Annotated in this window: 19 protein-coding genes; 5 read left to right on the forward strand and 14 right to left on the reverse strand. The window is 54.8% G+C overall.

Going from position 1 to position 23685, the window contains the following annotated elements:
- The first annotated feature begins 78 nt into the window (after nucleotides 1–78).
- Nucleotides 79–1146, forward strand: coding sequence for an outer membrane-stress sensor serine endopeptidase DegS (gene degS, locus CKO_RS19770; RefSeq protein WP_012135367.1), 1068 nt, complete (start codon nucleotides 79–81; stop codon nucleotides 1144–1146).
- Between the two features lie 147 nt (nucleotides 1147–1293).
- Here degS and mdh read toward each other — a convergent pair whose 3' ends face one another.
- Entirely contained in the window at nucleotides 1294–2232 is a 939-nt protein-coding gene (gene mdh / locus CKO_RS19775) for a malate dehydrogenase (protein WP_012135368.1), read from the reverse strand.
- Between the two features lie 436 nt (nucleotides 2233–2668).
- On the opposite strand from mdh, the gene argR reads away from it, so the two are divergent.
- The gene (argR, locus tag CKO_RS19780) at nucleotides 2669–3139 is read left to right on the forward strand and encodes a transcriptional regulator ArgR (protein ID WP_012135369.1); all 471 of its coding nucleotides are present in this window, start codon (nucleotides 2669–2671) and stop codon (nucleotides 3137–3139) included.
- Between the two features lie 377 nt (nucleotides 3140–3516).
- Entirely contained in the window at nucleotides 3517–3780 is a 264-nt protein-coding gene (yhcN, locus tag CKO_RS19785; RefSeq protein WP_012135371.1) for a peroxide/acid stress response protein YhcN, read from the forward strand.
- Nucleotides 3781–3841: 61 nt separating this feature from the next.
- Here the strand turns inward: yhcN and CKO_RS19790 are convergent, their stop codons facing one another.
- The 5 genes from CKO_RS19790 to aaeX all read right to left on the reverse strand — a co-directional run bounded on the left by CKO_RS19790 (nucleotide 3842) and on the right by aaeX (nucleotide 8802).
- Nucleotides 3842–4117: a barstar family protein gene (locus CKO_RS19790; protein ID WP_012135372.1), complete on the reverse strand. Its 276-nt coding sequence runs from the start codon at nucleotides 4115–4117 to the stop codon at nucleotides 3842–3844.
- Between the two features lie 29 nt (nucleotides 4118–4146).
- On the reverse strand, nucleotides 4147–5595 hold the full coding sequence (locus CKO_RS19795; protein WP_012135373.1) for an NAD-dependent succinate-semialdehyde dehydrogenase: 1449 nt from the start codon (nucleotides 5593–5595) through the stop codon (nucleotides 4147–4149).
- Nucleotides 5596–5685: 90 nt separating this feature from the next.
- Complete coding sequence (gene aaeB, locus CKO_RS19800; protein ID WP_012135374.1) at nucleotides 5686–7653, reverse strand: p-hydroxybenzoic acid efflux pump subunit AaeB; 1968 nt, start codon at nucleotides 7651–7653, stop codon at nucleotides 5686–5688.
- A gap of 5 nt (nucleotides 7654–7658) precedes the next feature.
- Complete coding sequence (aaeA, locus tag CKO_RS19805; protein ID WP_012135375.1) at nucleotides 7659–8591, reverse strand: p-hydroxybenzoic acid efflux pump subunit AaeA; 933 nt, start codon at nucleotides 8589–8591, stop codon at nucleotides 7659–7661.
- A 7-nt stretch (nucleotides 8592–8598) separates the two neighbouring features.
- Nucleotides 8599–8802 carry a p-hydroxybenzoic acid efflux pump operon protein AaeX gene (aaeX, locus tag CKO_RS19810; protein WP_000051840.1) on the reverse strand — a complete coding sequence of 68 codons (204 nt, stop codon included), beginning with the start codon at nucleotides 8800–8802 and terminating at the stop codon, nucleotides 8599–8601.
- Between the two features lie 183 nt (nucleotides 8803–8985).
- On the opposite strand from aaeX, the gene aaeR reads away from it, so the two are divergent.
- Nucleotides 8986–9915 carry an HTH-type transcriptional activator AaeR gene (aaeR, locus tag CKO_RS19815; RefSeq protein ID WP_012135377.1) on the forward strand — a complete coding sequence of 310 codons (930 nt, stop codon included), beginning with the start codon at nucleotides 8986–8988 and terminating at the stop codon, nucleotides 9913–9915.
- A 102-nt stretch (nucleotides 9916–10017) separates the two neighbouring features.
- On the opposite strand, the gene tldD is transcribed toward aaeR, so the two are convergent.
- The 8 genes from tldD to csrD all read right to left on the reverse strand — a co-directional run bounded on the left by tldD (nucleotide 10018) and on the right by csrD (nucleotide 22441).
- Nucleotides 10018–11463: a metalloprotease TldD gene (tldD, locus tag CKO_RS19820; RefSeq protein ID WP_012135378.1), complete on the reverse strand. Its 1446-nt coding sequence runs from the start codon at nucleotides 11461–11463 to the stop codon at nucleotides 10018–10020.
- A 185-nt stretch (nucleotides 11464–11648) separates the two neighbouring features.
- The gene (gene yhdP, locus CKO_RS19825; protein ID WP_024130993.1) at nucleotides 11649–15449 is read right to left on the reverse strand and encodes an AsmA2 domain-containing protein YhdP; all 3801 of its coding nucleotides are present in this window, start codon (nucleotides 15447–15449) and stop codon (nucleotides 11649–11651) included.
- Nucleotides 15450–15516: 67 nt separating this feature from the next.
- Nucleotides 15517–16986: a ribonuclease G gene (rng, locus tag CKO_RS19830; protein ID WP_012135381.1), complete on the reverse strand. Its 1470-nt coding sequence runs from the start codon at nucleotides 16984–16986 to the stop codon at nucleotides 15517–15519.
- Nucleotides 16976–17569 (reverse strand): Maf family protein, encoded by a 594-nt coding sequence (locus CKO_RS19835; RefSeq protein ID WP_012135382.1) that lies wholly within the window; start codon nucleotides 17567–17569, stop codon nucleotides 16976–16978. The genes rng and CKO_RS19835 overlap by 11 nt, the downstream gene beginning before the upstream one ends.
- 8 nt (nucleotides 17570–17577) lie before the next feature.
- A complete protein-coding gene (gene mreD, locus CKO_RS19840) occupies nucleotides 17578–18066 on the reverse strand; it encodes a rod shape-determining protein MreD (RefSeq protein WP_012135383.1) in 489 nt (162 codons plus the stop codon).
- Nucleotides 18066–19085 (reverse strand): rod shape-determining protein MreC, encoded by a 1020-nt coding sequence (mreC, locus tag CKO_RS19845; RefSeq protein WP_012135384.1) that lies wholly within the window; start codon nucleotides 19083–19085, stop codon nucleotides 18066–18068. Before mreC ends, mreD begins: the two co-directional genes overlap by 1 nt.
- Nucleotides 19086–19149: 64 nt before the next feature.
- Nucleotides 19150–20193 (reverse strand): rod shape-determining protein MreB, encoded by a 1044-nt coding sequence (gene mreB, locus CKO_RS19850; RefSeq protein ID WP_000913396.1) that lies wholly within the window; start codon nucleotides 20191–20193, stop codon nucleotides 19150–19152.
- Between the two features lie 307 nt (nucleotides 20194–20500).
- Nucleotides 20501–22441, reverse strand: a complete 1941-nt coding sequence (gene csrD / locus CKO_RS19860; protein WP_012135385.1) for an RNase E specificity factor CsrD — start codon at nucleotides 22439–22441, stop codon at nucleotides 20501–20503.
- Nucleotides 22442–22644: 203 nt separating this feature from the next.
- On the opposite strand from csrD, the gene acuI reads away from it, so the two are divergent.
- Nucleotides 22645–23619, forward strand: coding sequence for an acrylyl-CoA reductase (NADPH) (gene acuI, locus CKO_RS19865; RefSeq protein ID WP_012135386.1), 975 nt, complete (start codon nucleotides 22645–22647; stop codon nucleotides 23617–23619).
- Nucleotides 23620–23685: the final 66 nt, after the last annotated feature.

The raw sequence follows: 23685 nt of genomic DNA on the forward strand, positions 1-23685 counted from the left end.
GGACATCAGCCCCGCGTGCGATGTCCGGTTAACTCGTGGTATGCTGCTGCCGTTCCCTTTTTTAATGACGCCTCCATCATGTTTGTGAAGATCTTACGTTCGGTCGCAATTGGTCTTATTGTGGGTGCCATTCTGTTGGCGGCCATGCCCTCGCTGCGCAAAATAAATACCCTGACCACACCGCAATTCGACAGCGCGGATGAGACGCCAGCCAGCTATAATTCGGCGGTTCGCCGCGCCGCGCCTGCCGTCGTCAACGTTTATAACCGCAGTATGAACAGCACCACGCATAATCAGCTTGAGATCCGCACGCTGGGATCGGGCGTGATCATGGATCAGCGCGGTTACATCATCACCAATAAGCATGTGATCAACGATGCGGATCAGATCATTGTCGCCCTACAGGATGGACGCGTGTTTGAAGCGCTGCTGGTTGGTTCGGATACGCTGACGGATCTGGCGGTGTTAAAGATTAATGCCACGGGCGGTCTGCCGACAATCCCGATCAACACGAAACGCTCACCGCATATTGGTGATGTGGTTCTGGCCATCGGCAACCCGTATAACCTGGGGCAGACCATTACTCAGGGGATCATCAGCGCCACCGGGCGTATCGGTCTGAACCCAACCGGACGACAAAACTTCCTGCAAACGGACGCCTCCATCAACCACGGTAACTCCGGCGGAGCGCTGGTTAATTCGCTGGGCGAACTGATGGGCATTAACACCCTGTCATTTGATAAGAGTAACGATGGCGAGACGCCGGAAGGGATCGGTTTTGCAATCCCGTTCCAGTTAGCGACCAAGATTATGGATAAGCTGATCCGCGATGGTCGCGTGATTCGCGGTTATATCGGCATCGGTGGGCGAGAAATCGCGCCGCTGCATGCGCAGGGCGCCGGAATGGATCAAATCCAGGGGATTGTGGTCAATGAAGTGTCGCCGGATGGCCCGGCTGCGCAGGCGGGTATTCAGGTCAATGATGTGATCATTTCAGTCAACAACAAACCTGCCGTTTCCGCTCTGGAGACTATGGATCAGGTTGCTGAAATACGTCCAGGTTCGGTGATCCCGGTGATTGTGATGCGTGACGATAAAAAGCTGACGCTCCAGGTCACCATTCAGGAATACCCGGCGACAAATTAACGTAATAAAAAAACCGGAGTCATCTCCGGTTTTTTACTGTGTCTCGGTTAACTTGTAGGCCGGATAAGGTGTTTACACCGCCATCCGGCATTATTGCCAGGCCTGACGGCGACGCAAACGCGCCTTATCCGGCCTGCACAAAAGCGCTTACTTGTTAACGAACTCTTCGCCCAGGGCGATATCTTTTTTCAGCGTATCCAGCATACCTTCCAGCGCATTCTGTTCAAACGCGCTCAGTTTGCCGATAGACTTGCGCTCTTCCACGCCGTTTTTACCCAGCAGCAGCGGCTGAGAGAAGAAGCGCGCATACTGGCCGTCACCTTCAACGTAGGCACATTCCACCACGTCCTTCTCGCCTTGCAGCGCGCGCACCAGAGAAAGACCAAAGCGCGCAGCAGCCTGACCCATAGACAGGGTTGCCGATCCGCCGCCAGCCTTCGCTTCAACCACTTCCGTACCCGCATTCTGGATACGTTTGGTCAGGTCAGCCACTTCCTGCTCGGTGAAGCTGACACCCGGGATCTGCGACAGCAGCGGCAGAATGGTCACGCCAGAGTGACCGCCGATAACCGGAACTTCAACGTCGGTCGGCAGTTTGCCTTTCAGTTCCGCGACAAAGGTGTTGGAGCGGATGATGTCCAGCGTGGTCACGCCAAACAGTTTGTTCTTGTCGTAAACGCCTGCTTTTTTCAGCACTTCAGCAGCGATAGCGACGGTAGTGTTCACCGGGTTGGTGATAATGCCCACACAGGCTTTCGGACAGGTCGTTGCGATCTGTTGTACCAGGTTCTTCACGATACCTGCGTTGACGTTAAACAGGTCGGAACGATCCATACCCGGTTTACGCGCCACGCCAGCCGAGATCAGTACGACGTCTGCGCCTTCAAGCGCCGGGGTCGCGTCTTCGCCGGAGAAACCTTTGATTTTTACTGCTGTAGGGATATGGCTCAAGTCAACGGCCACACCTGGGGTCACTGGAGCGATGTCGTACAGGGAGAGTTCTGAACCTGAAGGCAGTTGGGTTTTTAACAGTAGTGCAAGCGCCTGGCCGATACCGCCGGCAGCGCCGAGGACTGCGACTTTCATCCTAAACTCCTTATTATATTGATAAGCTAAGTGTTTGTTGCTCCGCGGCGGCGACCATAATTCACAAATCCAATGAATACAACCACCACGCGTCAAGAATGCGTAGTCACGCAAATTTGGCTTTTATGCATTTAACTTACGTAATAGAAAAGCTAATTTACGTAATTCAAAAGCGCCTGAACCACAGAACAACTTTCCAACAGGTGCTGACAATATACTCTACTGCCTCTCCAAAACAACATCAATTTGATAACATTTAATTTACTTTTAAGCTTATTTGCGCGCCGTGACGCAGGCATGTTTCTTGATAACGGAATTTGATAGAATTCCGCTCTTTCATAACATTATTTCAGCCTCCGGTGAGGCAGACTGTTTGCATAAAAATTCATCTGTATGCATAATAATGTTGTTTCCATCCTCATATTACGGGTGACTTATGCGAAGCTCGGCTAAACAAGAAGAATTAGTCAAGGCGTTCAAAGCGCTACTCAAAGAAGAAAAATTCAGTTCACAGGGCGAAATCGTCCTCGCGTTACAGGATCAGGGCTTTGATAACATCAACCAGTCCAAGGTCTCGCGCATGCTGACCAAGTTCGGCGCGGTGCGTACCCGCAACGCAAAAATGGAGATGGTCTACTGTCTCCCGGCTGAGCTAGGCGTGCCAACCACCTCCAGCCCTTTAAAGAATCTGGTGTTAGATATCGACTACAACGATGCTGTTGTGGTGATCCATACCAGTCCTGGCGCCGCACAGCTGATCGCGCGTCTGCTGGACTCGCTGGGGAAAGCGGAAGGCATTCTCGGAACCATTGCCGGTGACGACACCATTTTCACCACCCCCGCGAATGGCTTTACGGTGAAAGATCTGTACGAAGCCATTCTGGAACTGTTCGAACAAGAGCTGTAATCCCTTCTCCCCGTCGTTAAGCGCGACGGGGAAAAAACCTGCCGCCACCTCTTCTGCCGTCATTTTTCACTGCCTGTCATTTAACAAATAGTGCGTTTAACCGTCAAAAATCATTTACATGGTGAATGTGCATTGGAAAAAACGCACAAATTGCAAAATTTCATATCCTTATGATTTTATTGAATTTAATCTTAACAACATGCTTTTTAACACGTTTTTAATTCCATACGGTTATAAAAAAACAAATCATTAACACACAATAACCCATGAAACCATTAGCGTGGTATTAATTAATCGCGTGATTAGTGTATACTTGATTTTGTGATGAGGGTCACGAAACACAGACCCTAATAAAAGAATTCGACGAGGTAAAAATCATGAAAATCAAAACTACTGTTGCAGCATTAAGCGTTCTGTCCGTTCTCTCTTTTGGCGCATTCGCAGCCGAATCCATCAACGCAGAACAAGCGCAAGGCCGTCAGGCTATCGGCTCTGTTTCCGTAAGCGCTATCGGTTCTTCCCCGATGGATATGCATGAAATGCTGAACAAAAAAGCAGAAGCAAACGGCGCATCCGCCTATCAGATTACTGAAGCACGTAGCGGCGACAACTGGCACGCTACGGCAGAACTTTACAAATAAACCCTCGTCGTCTAGTCCGACGACTTGCCCCCGACTGCCGGGGGCTTTTTTATGTTTGTCATCACGAATGGCGAACATTAAACCGCAGCTGCCCTTCCAGTTCCTCTTCTGCTTCATCAAACAGCAAAATCAGCGCGCCGTAACGCCTGCGCAGTTTTTCCGGCAGATGAACAAACTCAATCTCCAGCGGCAATGGCAGCACCTCGCTCATGAGAGCATCCCATAGAGAATCAAGATCGCCGACTTTCTCTCTGGCAAGGCCAAACATCCGCGTAAATTCGCGGTAAAAATCGTTCTGGTCTTCTATTTCATCAAAATCAAAGGTATAGATGTTCATAGCCAGCCACCACCCCCGACGCAGTCACATTACAGGCCGCCGATGTGCAGGGTCTTCACTTCCAGAAACTCTTCAAGCCCCAGCACCGATCCTTCACGCCCCAGACCCGACTCTTTCACCCCGCCAAATGGCCCCAGCTCGGTTGATACGGCGCATTCATTAATCCCAATCATGCCGCTTTCAATCGCCTGGGAAACGCGGAATACGCGTTGTAAATTTTGCGTGTAGAAGTAAGCCGCCAGGCCAAACGGCGTATTGTTGGCACGCTGAATGACCTCGTCTTCACTGGTAAAACGAAAGCAGGCCGCGACCGGCCCGAAGGTCTCTTCACTGGCCAGTTTCATCCCATCGCTACAGTCGCCCAGTACAGTGGGCTGCCAGAAATTCCCGCCTAACGAATGCGCTTTAGCACCTGCCAGCACCTTCGCTCCTTTTGCGATAGCGTCCTCAACGTGCTCACGCACTTTATCGACAGCCGCCGGTTCAATCAGCGGGCCGACGATCACGCCCTCCTCCAGACCATTTCCGACCTTCAGTTTTTGTACGGCATCCGCCAGCTTGCGGGTAAATTCGTCATAGACCGACTCATGGATATAGAAACGGTTAACGCTGACGCACACCTGCCCCGCGTTGCGGAATTTATTGGCGATCGCCCCCTGTACCGCAGCGTCAATATCCGCATCGTCAAACACGATATACGGCGCATTGCCCCCCAGTTCCATCGAGACTTTCTTCATCGTGTCAGCCGCGTTACGCACCAGCGTTTTCCCCACGGCGGTCGATCCGGTAAAGGAGATTTTGCGCACCTCGTGGCTGGCCATAATGGCGTCGCTGATCTCCGGGGTATTGCCCGCGACGGCGTTCAGCACGCCGTCAGGTACGCCAGCTTTCTTCGCCAGCGTCAGCAAGGCGAATGCGCTAAGCGGCGTGTTATTCGCCGGTTTAATGACCCCCGTACAGCCTGCCGCCAGCGCGGGGCCTAATTTACGGGTCAACATTGCCATCGGGAAGTTCCACGGCGTAATCGCCGCCACGACGCCAATCGGTTCACGGGTGGCAAAGATCCGCGATCCGGGTTTGATCGGCGGAATTATTTCGCCATTTGCCCGCTTCGCCTGTTCAGCAAACCACTGGATGAAACTGGCGGCGTACTCCACTTCGCCTTCTGCCTCTTTCAACGGCTTCCCCTGCTCAGTGGTCATCAGACGGCCCAGCCAGGATTTATGCTCAATGATCAGTTCATACCAGCGATACAGAATGGCCGAGCGCTCTTTTGCCGTTTTGGCCCGCCAGGCAGGGAAGGCTTTTGCCGCCGCCGCAATCGCCTCTTCGGTCTCTTTTTTACCGGCTTTGGCAACGGCGGCTATCGTTTCACCGGTTGCCGGATTAATAACATCGAAGGTGTTATCCAGCGTTTTCCAAAGTCCATCAACCAGATATCCCGTCTGAAAAAGTTCGTTGTCCTGGAGCGTTTGCATGGTTCTTTCTCCTCCTGATGTCATGTTTTCCGCACGTCAGATAAGTATAGCCACAAAAAAACCGACGCTTTTGGCGTCGGCTCCTGAGTGTTAGTTATCCGTCAAGGCGTGCTGATATTTGTGCAACATGCCGGATAGTCGTTTTACCGGCTCCGTCACCCGTGGCGGCGCTTCCCAGACTCGCAATTTTTCCTGATAGACATCAAGCTCATCCAGCAGTTGTCCAAAGTAGCGCCGACGCTTATCGTCATTTCCGGCTGAAATCACATGATCGGCCGTACGCCGGAGCTGGCGGTGAAAAGCAGATAAATCATGATTGACCGGGATGGGCGCATCACGCAGACGTTGGTGCGCAATGATCATCGTCAGCGCCAGACGAAACTTCGGCAGGTCGCCCGGGAATTTGTTCATTAACAAGAACAACTGCTGATACAGCGCCGGAAGGTGGTTCTCTTTACGGCGCACAACGTTGGTGGTCATCGCAGACACCGCTGCGGAAACGAACTGGTTAAGCAGCACACGTCCGGTTCTGTCGCGTGAATTATCACGAACCAACAGAATGACGATAAACGCCATCATGCACCCCACAATCTGCCCGAGCGCGCTGTCAAGGAACTGGCTGAAGTGGAAGGTCATCGGGTTGTCCAGCACGATGATGTTAATGGTACTGGCCAGCGCCCCCATCGAACCCAGCCGCCGTTTCTGGACTTCGATCCCGAGAAAGAACCCCAGCACCGCCAGGCTCAGACACAGCAGCAACATGCTTTGCTGCGTATTCGGGATGATCACTAAAAAATAGAGCAGACCCAACGGTAGCGCCGCCAGCGTCCCGTAAATAAAGTCGATAGCGACCATGCGCGGGTTGGGTAAGCGCATCGCCAGCGACGTGACGACCGCAATCATCACCATCGCGCCGCTTCCCGACGTCCAGCCCGTCCACAGCCAGAATAAGGTGCCCAGCACACAGGACAGCGTGGTGCGCCAGAAGTTAACCATCGCGTGATGGCGCTCGGCAGATTCCACCTTCACGACGGGCTCGCCCTGCAACACTTCCTCTTCCGTCACGCTGATTTTGGCGTTGCCAATCACGCCGCGCTTCAGCAGCAGATAGCGCGTCGCCGCACCGGCCCAGGTGTAAAGGGTTACGGGCGTTTCACGTTCGCCGGTCCAGGCAATGATGCGACGCATCCGCTTAAGCTGTTTATGTACGTCCTGCGCGGTTTCGACGGGCGTTTCGAACAGCTCGCGGAAAGTGTCGGTGATCAACTCCGGGTGAGTGTTCTGAATCAGGTATGTTTCACAGGACTGGGTGATCAGCGTCAACGAGAGCGTATTCAGCGCTTTCAGGCGGCGGTTGGCGCGCCCCCAGCGCGATGACTCCATATTGAGATTGCTGCGCATGCCTTCCAGCGCCGCCGTCCGCCGCACCAGATCGCCCCAGGCTTTGTCCACTTCCTCACTGTCGCCGTGCTTAATACACAGCTGCATCAGCTGGTATTGCGCCACCAGCAGGCCGTCGACTTCACGATCCACTTCCTGTTTCACTGAACGCGGCGAAAAGAGCAGATCCGCCATAATAGCGCAGACGATACCAATCACGATCTCGCTGCAACGTTCAACCGCGAACTGCGGCGTCAGTAGTGGCTCCGCCTGAATGGTAATGACGATGATCAGCGCCGTATACCCGGACAGCCCCCATGCATAGGAGTTTTCAACCCGTACCAGCGAGGAGATCCAGGTACAAAATCCCGCCCAGATACAGCACACCAGAATCATTAATAACGGCGCACGAATCATGGTGATGATAATGGTCAGCGCGGCGATACAGCCAATAAATGTCCCGATGATACGCAGCATCCCGCGATAGCGAATCGCGCCGGAATAGGGTTCCCCACCGGCGGCGAATGCCGGGCCTGCGGCGACAATCGCGGCGGTCAGCACCGCCCAGCGCGGCGTCTCAAGCTGAAAGTGAAAGCCAACGAACAGCGCCAGGACGATGGCGCATGCCAGTTTTACCGCAAAGCGGATATGCTGGTTGGCAATGGAGAAAATACCCATGGTGATTAACCAAACTCGCGCAGACGGTGCGCCATTTTACGGAAGAAGGAGTCCTGCGTTTCATCACGATCCTGCTTGCCGGTAATCACAACGGTTGCGGTTGTCCCGGCAGGCCACAGGTTGTCCTGCTGATCGTCCAGACGGATACGTACCGGAACACGCTGCGCCAGACGTACCCACTCCAGATTGGAGTCGATGGTCGCCATCCCTTTGGCGTCACGCGTGCTGCTGGCGTTAGTGACCCCGGCCGCCACGCTGTCAACGGTGCCTTTCAACACTTTGTTACTGCCAAGCGGCGTTATCTCTGCGCGATAGCCTGGACGGACGCCTTCCAGTTTGGTCTCTTCCATATAGGCCAGCACGTAGAAAGAGTGCTGTTTCACCAACGCAACCGCCGTTGAGCCACGGGTAATAAACTCGCCGGTGTAGACATTCAGGTTGGTGACCCAACCGTCAGCAGGGGCGCGAATCACGGTACGTTCGAGGTCTAATTTTGCCAGATCGCGCGTCGCCTGCGCTTTGGCAAGCTGATGTAATACGGTTTGCAGAACGTTATTGGCCTGATCGATCTCTTCACGCGACATCGCCTGGACGCCAAGGCGGTTACGGCGGCCAGCCTCCTGGCGTTTTTCCTGTGCCAGCACCTGGTAGTAGGCAACATCAGCTTCCGCTTCTTCGAGGGCTTTTTTATAGCGCGGCTGATCGATGGTGAACAGTATCTGGTCTTTCTTCACCAGCTGGTTATCATGCACACTCACGTTGGTGATAAGGCCCGCGACGTCTGGCGCAATGGCAACCACGTCGGCGCTGAAGCGCGCGTCACGCGTCCACGGCGACTCGGTGTAATAGACCCAGGCACGGAAAATTGCGATGAAGGCCAGAATGACCAGTACGAGCGTGATGGCCGTACGAGAGAGTTTTCTTGTTAGTGTTTTCACTTCTACCTCAAACGAACAAGCGCGATATTAAATAGAACAGGCAGCAATACAGCGCGGTATTAAACAGAGCCGGATGCCAGACGAAGTCATAAATGCCGGTTGGAACCAGCATCCGGCGCACCAGCCAGAAAATCGCCAGTGACAAAAGCAATTCGAAAAATATCGGTGGGAAGGAGAGACCAAACACCACGATAACGGGAAACAGACTCATGTTGACCTTGATTTATAAAGAGAGTGCAGGCGATACAGTTTTCAGCCAATGCCACCGCAGGGAAGGGCGTGGAAAGCCAGGCGAGAGCGGCATAGCGGTTATTTGAATAATAATATATTAACGTAACTGTTATGCTGTTATCTATAATATGTGATCTAAATCACTTTTAAGCCAGAGTGAATAATGGAAAGATTAAAACGCATGTCGGTGTTCGCCAAAGTCGTTGAATTTGGCTCCTTTACCGCCGCTGCCAGACAGCTACAAATGAGCGTTTCCTCTATCAGCCAGACCGTGGCAAAACTGGAAGATGAGCTACAGGTTAAGCTGCTAAACCGCAGTACGCGCAGCATTGGGCTGACCGAGGCCGGTAAAATTTATTATCAGGGTTGCCGTCGGATGCTGCACGAAGTGCAGGATGTCCATGAGCAGCTTTATGCCTTCAACAACACGCCTATCGGCACCCTGCGAATTGGTTGTTCTTCAACCATGGCACAAAATGTCCTCGCCGGGTTAACGGCCAAAATGCTGAAAGAGTACCCTGGCCTGACGGTTAACCTGGTGACCGGCATCCCGGCGCCGGATCTGATCGCTGATGGTCTGGACGTGGTGATCCGCGTCGGTGCGTTGCAGGACTCCAGCCTGTTTTCACGCCGTCTGGGGGCAATGCCGATGGTGGTGTGCGCCGCCAAAAGTTATCTCGCGCAATTTGGCGTGCCGGAAAAACCCGCCGACCTCAGCAATCACTCATGGCTGGAATACAGCGTGCGCCCGGATAACGAGTTTGAGTTGATTGCGCCGGAAGGGATCTCCACCCGGCTGATCCCACAAGGACGCTTCGTCACCAACGATCCGATGACGCTCAGCCGCTGGCTGACCGCAGGCGCCGGGATCGCCTACGTTCCGTTGATGTGGGTGATCAATGAGATCAACAGCGGAGATCTGGAGATCCTGCTGCCTCGCTACCAGTCCGATCCACGCCCGGTTTACGCGCTGTATACCGAAAAAGATAAGTTGCCGCTGAAGGTGCAGGTGGTGATTAACTATCTGACAGACTATTTTGTCGATGTCGCGAAGCTATTTCAGGGAATGTACGGTCGGGGAAAAGAGAAGTGATCAGCAGCCCGCCTGTAGAACAGGCAGGCCGGATAAGGCGTTCACGCCGCACCCGGCAAAAGGCCCGATAACGTAACGGCGTATCGGGCCTACAAAACGACTTTACGCGGTGCCGCCCACGGTCAGGTTATCCACTTTTAACGTCGGCTGGCCCACGCCTACCGGCAGACTCTGCCCTTCTTTACCGCAGACGCCAACGCCGTTATCCAGTTTCAGATCGTTCCCGACCATAGAGATCTGCTGCATCGCTTCGATACCAGAACCAATCAGCGTCGCCCCTTTCACGGGTTTCGTCACCTTACCGTTTTCGATCAGGTACGCTTCTGAAGTCGAGAACACAAACTTCCCGGAGGTGATATCCACCTGCCCGCCGCCAAAGTTAGGCGCATAGATACCGTATTCCACAGACTCGATAATCTCTTGCGGCGTGGATTTCCCGGCCAGCATATAGGTGTTGGTCATACGCGGCATCGGCAGATGCGCATATGATTCACGACGTCCGTTACCGGTCGGTGAAACGCCCATCAGACGCGCGTTGAGTTTATCCTGCATGTACCCTTTCAGGATGCCGTTTTCAATCAACACGTTGTACTGGCCCGGCGTACCTTCATCATCAATGGCAACCGAACCACGGCGATCGGCGATCGTGCCGTCATCAACCACGGTACACAGTTCAGACGCGACCAGTTCACCGATATGACCGCTGAACACCGACGTACCGCGACGATTGAAATCCCCTTCCAGTCCGTGGCCTACCGCTTCGTGCAGCAGCACACCAGGCCAGCCCGCGCCCAGCACAACGGGTAATGTTCCCGCCGGAGCGGCAACCGCCGACAGATTCACCAGCGCCATGCGCACCGCCTCTTTCGCCCAGGCATCGGCGCGTACTTCACCGTCCAAATCACCTAAGAAAAAGTCATAACCAAAACGACCGCCGCCGCCGCTGGAGCCACGCTCGCGTTTACCGTCTTCCTCTACCTGCACGCTGACAGACAGACGCACCAGCGGGCGCACATCCGCCGCCAGCGTACCGTCGGTCGCTGCCACCAGAATCAGCTCATACACGCCGGTCAGGCTGGCCGTCACTTCCTGTACGCGCTTGTCGGCTTCACGCGCTGCCTTGTCCACGCGACGCAGAATGTCGAGTTTCTCTTCGCGGCTCATGCTCTGTAGCGGATCAATGGCGGTATAGAGCATCGGGTGCTCCACCGCGCCCAGTGTTTTTACTTTGCCGTCGCCGCTGTCGCGCACAATGGTACGCGCGGCCTGCGCGCTCTGCTCCAGCGCTTGCAGGCTGATCTGATCGGCATAGGCAAACCCTGTTTTTTCACCGTTGATAGCGCGCACGCCAACGCCCTGATCGATGTTGTAAGAACCATCTTTGATGATGCGATCTTCTAAAACCCAGGATTCGTGATAGCTCGACTGAAAATAGAGATCGCCGTAATCGAGACGGCGTTCGGCCAGTTGGCCCAGAATGGCAAACAAATCCTGATGGTTCAGGCCGTTCGCCGCTAGCAATTGTTCACTTACCAGGTTCAGACTCATCGTTTTGCTACTCGTTAGTTACTGTTGTAGGCCTGATAAGACGCGCCTGCGTCGCCATCAGGCGCTTCAATACCGGACTGCGGTAGAAGTTATGTAGGCCGGATAAGCGCAGCGCCATCCGGCTTTTGCAGTTCGTCATTCATTTCTATTTACTGAGATTGGGGCAATTACTCGCCCCCGTCAAATCATTGCTGGCTTTCTTTACGCGGCTGGCGCAGAACTTCGTTAATCTGCGGTTTGTCTACCGGGCCCGTGATGCGATAGCGCAGAATGGAGACTTTGCTCCACAACGGCCCCAACACTTTACTCGCGGCAAATACCGCCGCCCCGACAATCGGGTTCACCGCAAACGCGGCGGCAACCCCTACCGTGGCGGAGATTTCCGGTGCGACGACGGCTTCAATATCGAGTTCCCGACGCACCAGATTGACAGAACCTTTCATGGCGATGTCGGCCTCCAGCCCATCCACCAGCGTATCGTCAGTGTGCATCACGCCGTCTTTGATCCACGCCGTACTGCGAATAGAGTCAAAGTAGAAACCGTCGCTGAACGTATCGCTAAAATCAAAACGCAGCTTACGCAGCAGTGCGTCAAAGCTCAGCAGACGCAGAAGCTGCCCCGCATGACCGGTGCTCAGCTCGGTAATTTCACCTTTCCCCAGGCGGGTACGTAAAATACCATTAAGGGAAGCCTCATCCGGCTGCCAGGGCAGGTTACGCCAGTGTAAGTCATAGTCCACGTTAAACGAGGCGTTGCGGATGGGGGTCGAAACGCCAAAGAATCCCGCTGCGGCATCAATTTTATGGCCGCGCAGTTTCCCCTTCAGCGACGTGCGCTCGCTACCCGGCGTGTTCACCCAGACACCCTCAGCCGTCAGCCGGGAGAAGCCCGTATCCAGCAGCCCGTTACTCAGGGTCAGCGTATTTCCCTGAATCGCGACGTCGCCGTCAATACGCCCATATTTTTGCCCCCACAGCCAGCATTCGACGCAGCGCAACTGCACATCAGGCCAGCCGCGGAAACTGACTCGCTCAAGGGAGGAGAATGGCGAGGTCGCCTGCGCGCCGTCTGTACGCTTCGCCGCGCTCGGGTTGTAATACAGGTATTTGATGTTCGCCTGCCACGGAGCATTATTGCGTATCGCCAGCGTGGCGTTAACCTCGCGCCCCTGCGCTTCGACCTTCTGACCATTCAGCGACGGCTCAGAGACAATGCTCAGGTTATTCCACTGTTGCCCGCCCAGCGACAGCGAAGGCGTTCGTAGCGTCACGCGCTGCGGCAAACTGGTCTTTGCGCCAACGTTATCCGCCGCGCCTTTCTGGAACAGCGCCAGCCACTCTGCGCCATCCATTGCCGGAAGATTAAGCTCAACGCCTTGTCGGTCAGGCAATGTCGGCGTGGTGCGGCTATCCGTTGTCCAGATTGCCCGATCCAGCGTCAGTTTCTGATTCAGCAGCCAGCGGCTGTTAAAGTGATTATTCTTCCCGGCGCTGCCGGTCAGCGCGAAGCTACGCAAGTTACCGTCAGCCTTAATGCTCACCGGCAGGGATTCCCCGGCCTGCTTGTCGAGCGGTGACGGTAAGTGACTGCTCACATTCTTCAGGTCGCCTTTCAGTTCTACGTTGTATGTCGCACCAGAGTGATAAGGAAGCGCAATGCCCACTTTACCGTTCCACGCCATACCGCCGCTTATAGCATCGTTCACCTGCGCAGGTAGCACGCCCATACGGCCCGGCTGCCAGTTGCCGTTAAGGTTGACGTCGACCTGATAGGCCTTTTCCCCTTCATTGGTGGAGAAATCCACGTTCAACGGCTGATTAAACCAGTTTGCCGTTAACGGTTCGCTCTTGAGATTGCCGTTGTTGAAGCTGAACTTACCGCTCAGGTTCTTCAGCGTGCTGTCGAGCGGCTTAATGAACAAACTATTATTACGCAGCAAGACGTCCCCTTTGGCGGTGACCAGCTCGCCATCCAGCGGAATATCAAGATGTAAGCGAGCATTCACATCGCCGTCAATCTGGAGTTGCTCCAGCGTGGCGCCGAGAGAATCTTTCAGCGGCGTGTCGTCAAAATACGGGCCGACCGCTTTACCCGGCCCATTGATATCGGCATCAATCAGCAGCTTTTCTTTGGCATAGTCCGGGATTATTGCGGTCAGATTGCTGGCCTTAACACCGCCCAGATTGACGCTATCCGCCTTCATCCACAGGCCGTCGTTCAGGAAGTCCAGCTCAATGTTGAGGTCGGTCAGCGCGGGCCAGTCCGGCTGGAAAGCAAACTTCGCGTTACGCAGCGGCACCAGCACTTCAAACTGACCTTCATTATGTTTGTAGGGGAAAAGATGTGGATTGCCGCCATACACCAGCGTGGCGTTATCCGCTTCGCCGCCCTGAATCGCGCCGCTAAGGTAATCAACCAGCTCTTTGCCCATCAGGTTTTCCGGGAAATAACGCCAGGCCTGTGAACCGTCATCGGTGCTGATCCCTGCCAGAATCCCCAGCCAGGGCTCCTCTCCGGCGGGTTGCAGGTAACGAAAACCGCCGCGCGCATGTACGGCTTTCGCTTTCACATCGATGTTGCGCCCGTCCAGCTGAAACCCTTTGTCATTCTTCAGCCAGGTGAGCGTCGCCACGCCGTTTTCAATTTCCAGCGGTGCGCGAAAGACGGTTTCATACGGCATTTCGGCCTGCTGCATCGAGGCGGTCAGCGCGCCGTTTTCCACGCTGCCGGACAAGGTGCCGGAGAAGTGTTCCGCGCCCGGTAAGAGCTTCCACTGCTTCCAGGCGAGGTTATCCCACGACGCCTGGAAACGCGTTTTCTCCGTCGCCTGTAGCGGGATATCCAGCGCGAGAGTGTCTATTTTTCCGCGTGGCTGTGTGGCCTGCCAGATGTCGCCCAGCGCAGGCGAGAGTTTCGCCGCCACCGGACGCAGCCCGTCCATATCAGCCAGTTCAAGGTTGCTGGCGCGAATACGCAATTCATCGCTGCGTATGTTGTTCTGACCGCCAACTTCTTGTTCCGGCACCCAGGCCAGCGTTAACGCGCCGCGCGGCCAGGGTTTGCTATCCAGCGTGATACGCGTGTCAGGAATATAAAACTGCCAGCCCGGCTGTTCACGCGTAATGTGCGCGGTCAGGTTATCAACGGAAAGCGTGTGCGAATGATTATCGCCCTGCCAGCTCGCGCCGCCCTGCTTAAGCCAGATATCGCCGCTGGAGACTTCGCCTTTCGTGAGCGTCATCCAGCCTTCCAGGCTAAAGCGTGCGGTTTGCAGCGCCACGTTATCCTGCATCCATTTGCCCAGCCACGGCTTCACGTCAATATCGTCGGCCTGTAGCCAGACCCGACCGTTGTTCAGCAGCCCGTCGTCGTCACGCAGATCCATACGAACCTGCATCACGCCATGCTGCCCGGTCAGGCTGGAGAGACTGACCTGACCTTCCGCGCGGTGCCTGTCTTTACCGTTCAACCAGGTAAGCTGCGGGATCGCCAGTTCGGCTCGCTGGCCTGATAAGGTCAGAAAGCTAATTTGGCTGTCCCGGAGATCGAAGTGATCAAACTGACGCAGGAAAAGATCGCTAATACGGTTGGTTTCAATGCCTTCGTCGCTGTCGCTGCGTTGGATCGGCGTATTGGTGCGGATGTGCAGTTGCCAGAAGGTGAGATCGCGAAACTGCCAGCGCATATGCAACAGGCTTTGCCAGACATCCAGCGCCAGCGTGACGCGCTTTACTGAAAGCTCGCCGCCATCTTTCAAACTGGCATGGATGTCCCGGGCTTCAAGCGTGGGGCCAAAGGTTTGCCAGTTCGCATGCAACTGGCTGGCGGCAACAGGAATACCCGTGGCAGATTCAATTTTGCTGAGGATCGCCGGGCGCCAGCTATCCAGATGGGGGAGCGCAAGGCGCAATCCACTGATCAGCAGCGCAACGACGACGACGAGCGCGGCTCCAGTGAGCAGTAATATCCCCGGCAATCGCCTCACGCGTCTCTCCTTGTCTGCCAAAAATGTGACTCACAAACCCGTTATCCGGCCTGGAAACGGCGGTCTTTTACATCATTACGACGTCAAATTGCTCCTGGTTATAGAGCGGTTCAATCTGGACTTTAACTTGCTTGCCGACAAAAATTTCCACCTCTGCCAGCGCGTGCGACTCTTCGCCTTTTAACGTTTCCGCCACCGCCGGAGAAGCATAAACGAGGAAACGATCGGAGTCGTAGGCATGATGCACACGCACGATTTCACGCATAATTTCATAGCAGACGGTTTCCACCGTTTTCACCGTACCGCGTCCATGACACGTTGGACATTCATTGCATAGCACATGTTCCACGCTTTCGCGGGTACGCTTGCGGGTCATCTCTACCAGACCCAGTTGCGAAAAGCCGTTGATGCTGGTTTTCACGCGATCTTTGCTCAGCGCCTGCTCCAGAGAATGCAGTACCCGACGGCGATGATCTTCATTATTCATGTCGATAAAATCGATGATGATGATACCGCCCAGATTGCGCAGACGCAGCTGCCGCGCAATCGCCTGCGTCGCCTCAATATTGGTATTGAAGATCGTGTCATCGAGATTACGGTGCCCGACAAACGCCCCGGTATTGATATCAACGGTGGTCATGGCTTCGGTTTGATCGATAATCAGATAACCGCCGGATTTCAGTTCCACCTTGCGTTCCAGCGCGCGCTGAATCTCATTTTCAACATCAAAGAGATCGAAAATCGGCTGATGACCGCTGTAGTGTTCGAGCTTGCTGGTCATCTCGGGGATATATTCCGCAGTAAATTCCAGCAATGCCTCGTACGTCAGACGCGAATCCACGCGGATTCTGTCCAGCTCGGCATCGGCAAAATCACGCAGTACGCGCTGCGCCAGCGCCAGTTCGCCGTACATCTGATAGCGCGTTTGCGGCCGCTTTTTACGCTCCATGACTTTCGTCCAGACGCGTTTGAGGTAAGCGGCATCCGACGCCAGATCCTCTTCGCACACCCCTTCCGCCGCCGTACGGATGATAAATCCGCCCTGCTCGTCGCAATACTCCGCCACCACCTTCTTCAGGCGTTCACGTTCGGTTTCGCTTTCAATACGCTGAGAAACGCCAACGTGCGACGCGCCGGGCATAAAGACGAGGTAGCGGGAAGGCAGCGTGATGTCCGTCGTCAGGCGCGCGCCTTTGGTGCCAAGCGGATCTTTTACCACCTGCACCATCAGATCCTGCCCCTGACGCACCAGCTCAGAGATGTCGCGTACGGTGAAGTTCTTTTGCTCTTCACCCGCCACGCATTCGGTATGCGGCATAATGTCTGAAGCATGAAGAAACGCGGCTTTCTCCAGTCCAATATCTACAAAAGCCGCCTGCATACCCGGAAGTACACGGCTTACACGGCCTTTGTAGATATTGCCTACGATGCCTCGTCGCGCTTCACGCTCAATATGAATTTCCTGAAGAATACCGCCATCAATGTACGCCACGCGTGTTTCCGATGGCGTTACGTTTACCAACAATTCAGCCGTCATGTTTATCCCTTTTCTCACGCAGTGCGTTAAAATTGCTCAGCAACTCATACGTTTCAACCAGCGGTAAGCCGACCACGGCGTGATAGCTGCCGTTTATCTTCCTGACAAAACAGCCACCCTGCCCCTGAATACCGTATGCTCCAGCTTTATCCATAGGCTCACCGCTGGCGACATAGCCCGCGATGTCCTCATCACTCAGTGTTCTGAACGTCACCTCCGTCACCACCAGACAATCCAGAACGTACTGGCTGTCCGCCAGCGCGACGGCCGTCATCACCTGATGCGTCTGCCCCGACAGTTTGCGCAGCATATGCGCCGCGTGTTCTGCATCGCGCGGTTTCTCCAGCACTTCACCGTTAAGAATCACGATAGTATCGGCGCCCAGCACCGGCAAGTCGCGCGCCGTTTGCGCCACGCCTGCCTGCGCCTTTTCCCGCGCCAGACGGGAGACATACTGTTGCGCGCTTTCGCCTTCGCCACGCGTTTCTTCAATTCCCGTAACGATACGTACAAAAGAGACGCCCAGCTGCGCAAGCAGCTCCTGGCGGCGAGGTGAACCGGAAGCAAGATAAACGTCAGTCATAGAAACCTTTACTGCACAGCAAACTGCTGGCGCACTTTGCGCATCAGCAGGAAAAGCCAGGGCCAGAGCACACCGTTTACTACACTACTCCAGAACACTTCCGGTCTGAAAGAGACGTTGATCACTAAAAACTCGGCCCAGAAAACAATAATGTCCACGACCAGTGAGAGCAATATCACCACCAGCGCCTGTTGCCAGAGCGCCAGGTTACGGAATAGCTGGAATTTCAGTGCAACCAGATAAGCAATGATACTCATCGACAAGGCCCGCACGCCAAGCGTAGAGCCGCTGATCAGATCCAGTATGGCACCCATCACAAAACCTGTACCCACATTTACGCGGTGCGGCAGTGCGAGTATCCAGTACAGCAAGATAAGGAGCACCCAGTTTGGCCGGAAAACGATGATGTCATCCGGCCAGGGCATGATTTGCAGCAATAGCGCAATAAGAAACGAGAGCCAGATAACCCAGCGACCCTGGCTACGATAACTTGCCACTATTGCCCCCCCGTTGCGCGCGTAGCCGACGGTTGTTGAGGCGCGGCAGGCGCCGGGCTAATCCCCGTGGCAGGGTCCGGCATTGGCGCTGGCGGCCCCATCGCATCTGGCGAAGGCAGAACCTGCGGCATCATCTGCATCAGTCGTTCGTTAGCGACGCGATGCACATCTTCCGGCGTCATCGGATTAGCGCCGTTGCGATCGGCTCCCCACAGCAGCAGCAGATAACGCAAACGCTGTAAACCCGCAGTCGGACGCGCCTGAATCACGGTGTAAGCACGTTGGGTGTCCAGCTTGACGGACGAAACCACGCCCACCGGATACCCTTCCGGGAAACGGCCGCCCAGACCCGACGTTACCAGCACATCGCCAACGCGAATGTCGGTGTTTGCCGGTAAATGCTCAAGCTGTAAATCGTCTGTACAGCCGTTACCGGCGGCAATGACGCGGATATCGTTACGCAGCACCTGAATCGGCAACGCATGTGTCGCATCGCAAATAAGCAGAACGCGGCTGGTCAGTTTCGCCACCGCAACGACCTGGCCCACTACGCCTTTGTCGCTGATGACCGGTTGCCCCTCATAGACCCCGTTCACGCTTCCTTTGTCGATCACCACCTGATCGCTGTAAGGATCGTTAACCGTGGAGATGACCTGAGTCACCATTTTTTGTTCGTCCTGACGCAGCGGCGAACCCAGCAGCTCGCGCAAACGCGCGTTCTCCTGTTTGTATTGCCCCAGCATCAGCAATTCGCTGTTTTTCAGCAACAGTTCCTGGCGCAGCGCCCGGTTTTCAAGTTCGAGTTGGTCACGCGAAGCCAGCGTTTGCGACACGCCGTCGAGTAATTCACGGGGACCATTGGAAATAAAGTAGAAAGGGCTGACGGCGGTATCCATGTACGTGCGGATTTGGCTGAACGTCCCCAGACGGCTGTCGGCTATAATCACGCCGAGCGCCACCAGCACCGCCAGAATAAGGCGAATCTGTAGCGACGGGCCACGGCTAAAAATTGGCTTCATAAGTTTGCGTATTCTCGTATCAGAGTCGGCAGGGTAATCAAACCATCACCCTGCCGGTATCCGATTACTCTTCGCTGAACAGGTCGCCGCCGTGCATATCGATCATTTCCAGCGCCTTGCCGCCGCCGCGCGCCACGCAGGTCAGCGGATCTTCAGCAACAACGACAGGAATGCCGGTTTCTTCCATTAACAGACGATCAAGGTTACGCAGCAGCGCGCCGCCGCCCGTGAGCACCATGCCACGCTCGGAGATATCAGACGCCAGTTCCGGCGGGCACTGTTCCAGCGCAACCATCACCGCGCTCACAATACCGGTCAGCGGCTCCTGCAACGCTTCCAGAATCTCGTTGGAGTTCAGGGTAAAGCCGCGTGGAACGCCTTCCGCCAGGTTACGCCCGCGAACTTCGATTTCACGCACTTCGTCGCCCGGATACGCAGAACCGATTTCGTGTTTGATACGCTCTGCGGTCGCTTCGCCGATCAGAGAACCGTAGTTACGGCGCACGTAATTGATGATCGCTTCGTCGAAGCGGTCACCGCCAATACGCACAGAAGAAGAGTAAACCACGCCGTTCAGAGAGATAACGGCCACTTCCGTCGTACCGCCACCGATATCGACAACCATTGAACCGGTTGCTTCAGACACCGGCAGACCGGCGCCGATTGCCGCAGCCATCGGTTCTTCGATCAGGAACACTTCACGAGCGCCAGCGCCCTGTGCGGATTCACGAATCGCACGACGCTCTACCTGGGTCGCTCCTACCGGTACACACACCAGCACACGAGGGCTTGGACGCATAAAGCTGTTGCTGTGCACTTGTTTGATGAAGTGCTGGAGCATTTTTTCAGTCACGAAGAAGTCAGCGATAACGCCGTCTTTCATCGGGCGAATAGCAGCGATATTGCCCGGCGTACGACCCAGCATCTGCTTCGCATCATGACCTACTGCGGCCACGCTTTTCGGTGAACCGGCACGATCCTGGCGAATGGCCACAACGGAAGGCTCATTCAATACGATGCCTTGTCCTTTTACGTAAATGAGGGTATTCGCAGTACCCAGGTCAATGGACAGGTCATTGGAAAACATGCCACGAAATTTTTTCAACATACTAAGGGATAATCCTGAAAGCTGGGGCGGAAAACAAAATCCGCTTACTTTACCAACCACACGCAGCAGCGACAAGGCGCAAAAATCATCTGCTACGGTGAAAATTAGCGCAGTACGTTTCCTTTGTTACAAATCTCTGTCTGGGTCCATCAGAACTGAATACATCAGCAGCAATCCTGGCCTTCATTTGCAACCTGTAAAAGGTCGTTTACCTGCATATTTGCTGCAACAATCTGGCGAGCAGACAAGCACACCCCCATGAGGCACAGCGCGCGTTATTCTACGTGAAAACAAATTAAACGGCAGGTTAAACCGAGTATCTTTGCGAATATTTTTTCACGTTGGTGTCAAGTGGTTGGGAGGAGGCAAAAAAATCCCCCTGTCCGCCCGCCACTCCGCGCCCCGTCAGCGTATGCCACTCGCTACGCGAACGGACGCCTGTCGCGTAAACCTGCGTATGCGTTCCCGTGCAGGCTTCCACCAGGCTCTGTACCAGCAACTGGTTTTCCGTTCGTTTCTCAATGTTTCTTACCAGACTCGGATGAAGTTTCAGTAATTCCACATTAAGTTCTTTAATCCAGCTGGTACTCACCAGCGTCAAACCCGCCTGTGTCACCGCGATCCGAACGCCAAGCGCATTCATTAAACGAATAACAGGCTGTAACCGACTGATGTGTTGACAAACATCTGCCTCGGCAAGTTCAAAAATAATACGTTTTCGCTGCGATTTTTCGCACTGCATCAACGTATCACGCAGCCAGCGCTGAAACCGTGGGCGGATCAACGATTCTACCGTTACCTGCATCGCCAGATTTTCCTCCGGCCAGTATTTCAGCAGCGGGATCAAACGGCTAATTTGCAAGCGGTCATACTCTTCCGATAAACCGAACTGCAATACCATCGGCATGTATTCCGCCGAAATCACCGCTTCGGCGCCGTCAAAGATACGGCACATCAGCTCCCGGTGGTGTACGCGCCCTTCACGCATTACCGCCGGTTTCTGATAAATCCGCGGCCCGCCCCGGCTGAGCATCTGCTCAATAAGAGTGCGCCAGCGTACATTGCCACGGCCTTTTTCCGGCAGCGAATCGTCATACACCGCCCAACTGTTCCCTCCCTGCAACACGGCATTTCGGGTCGCGGCTTCGGCATGTTCCATCACCTGCTCCGTCGACTGACCGCTACGCCATGCACAAATGCCGATATGTACCATATCGTCACGATCGAGCTTTTTATTAACCGGTAATGCATCTACCGCTTTTAATAACTGCCCGGCGATGCTCTCCGCTTCTTTCAATGTGCGGTGCGGCAACAGGACGGCAAAGTCGCTGCGGTGGTAGCGCGCCAGCAGCGAACCCGGGTAGCGCATAATAAATGTCGACAGCAGATTAATCAGCGCAAACAGCTGTTCTTCCGCGAGATCGCGCCCCCAGCTGTCGTGAAGCAGGTTAAAGTCAGGCAGGCGGATCATCATCACCACGCCATGCGATCCCACTTTTTCCTGATCTTCCAGCAGCGTCGCCAGTTGGTTATCAAAAAACAGGCGATTGCCCAGCCCGGTTTTGACATCCTGCGCCGCATAAGAACGGATAAGCGTATCCAGACGGCTGCGCTGTTCGCTGGCAAACTGAATTTCAGACAGCAGCATATCCAACGCGCTGCTGGTACGCGCGGGCCATTCATAGACCGACCCTCGCGCATTCGGCCCGCGTTCGCCGTTCAGAATACGCGTTGCACGAATTTCCAGCAGCTCCTGCCCGGACAGCTGGCGCTGTAGCCAGCGTACCGATAAGAACAGGATGAGAACGATAAAGCCGATCGCCAGCGTGAGCGGCGCGGTGGTCACGAGCGAGTGAAAATAGTTGCCCATCGGGTCCTGAAACACCACATGCAGCGAGGTGCCGGGATGTTTTACCAGCGGAATCGTCAGCTCACGATACAGGTTGTTGCTTCCCGCCGGCCGATAGCTGCTGTTGCGCGAATGGCTATACACCTGGCGGCCATCCTGCAACAAATCGACGCGCACGATATCGACCGATACCATCAGTTCATTAATCTGCGGCGTCAGCGTGACAAAATCAGAGGAGACAAGATGCGTGTCAATAGCGGTGGCGACCGCCTGAATGCGGCTGGTGAATTTATTCTCGATGGCATTGTAAAAACTCAGCGAGCAGCCGATGAGCGTAACGAAGATCGTTAACCCGGTAAGCAGCGTGACAAAGGCTGAGAATTTCGTCGTTAATCGCATCCGTGTGTTAACTCCGACAGTTATAAACGACATGAAAGAGCAACTCTGAACGCGAAGTCCGTTAAATTGCACAGCTAAGCGGGCATACTACCAAATCAGGTCTATCTGGCAATTTATTGCGTTGAATCGGCATCACGTTTTGATTAGCGAGTATAGTCTTCATAAATATTTTTCCAATCCACTATGCAAATTGAGGACAGGTTATGCAGGCTTTGATCTTAGAACAGCAGGACGGTAAAACCCTTGCTTCCGTTCAGACCCTTGAAGAAAGTCGGCTACCGGAAGGGGATGTAACGGTAGATGTCCACTGGTCCAGCCTGAACTATAAAGATGCTCTGGCCATCACCGGGAAGGGGAAAATCATCCGTAACTTTCCGATGATTCCTGGCATCGATTTCGCCGGAACCGTACGCGCCAGTGAAGATCCCCGCTTCCATGCCGGTCAGGAGGTTTTACTGACCGGCTGGGGCGTGGGCGAAAACCACTGGGGCGGTCTGGCTGAGCGCGCCCGCGTAAAAGGCGACTGGCTGGTTGCTCTCCCGAAAGGTCTTGATAGCCGAAATGCGATGATTATCGGCACCGCCGGTTTTACCGCCATGCTGTGCGTGATGGCGCTGGAAGACGCGGGCATTCGTCCTGAAGATGGCGAGATTGTCGTGACCGGCGCCAGCGGCGGCGTGGGCAGCACTGCCGTTGCGTTGCTGCATAAGCTGGGCTACCAGGTTGTGGCTGTGTCAGGACGCGAAAGCACCCACGACTACCTGCGTAGCCTGGGCGCCAACCGCATTCTGGGGCGCGATGAGTTTGCCGAATCCCGCCCGCTGGAAAAACAACTCTGGGCCGGGGCCATCGACACCGTTGGCGATAAAGTGCTGGCGAAAGTGCTGGCGCAGATGAACTACGGCGGCTGCGTTGCAGCCTGTGGTCTGGCGGGCGGCTTCGCGCTCCCTACCACGGTCATGCCGTTTATTCTGCGTAATGTCCGCTTGCAGGGCGTGGATTCCGTGATGACCCCGCCTGCCCGCCGCGTAGAAGCCTGGAAACGCCTGGTCAACGACCTGCCAGCCTCTTTCTATGCGCAGGCTGCAACAGAAATCACGCTGGCAGACGCGCCGAAATTCGCCGATGCCATCATCAATAACCAGGCGCAGGGCCGTACGCTGGTGAAGATTGCCTAATCTTCAAATTTTCGTGACATATTCGCGTTAACGTTTCGCCTCCGTCATGCTTAAAAAAACGCATGA

The organism is Citrobacter koseri ATCC BAA-895, assembly GCF_000018045.1.
Classification (GTDB): domain Bacteria; phylum Pseudomonadota; class Gammaproteobacteria; order Enterobacterales; family Enterobacteriaceae; genus Citrobacter_B; species Citrobacter_B koseri.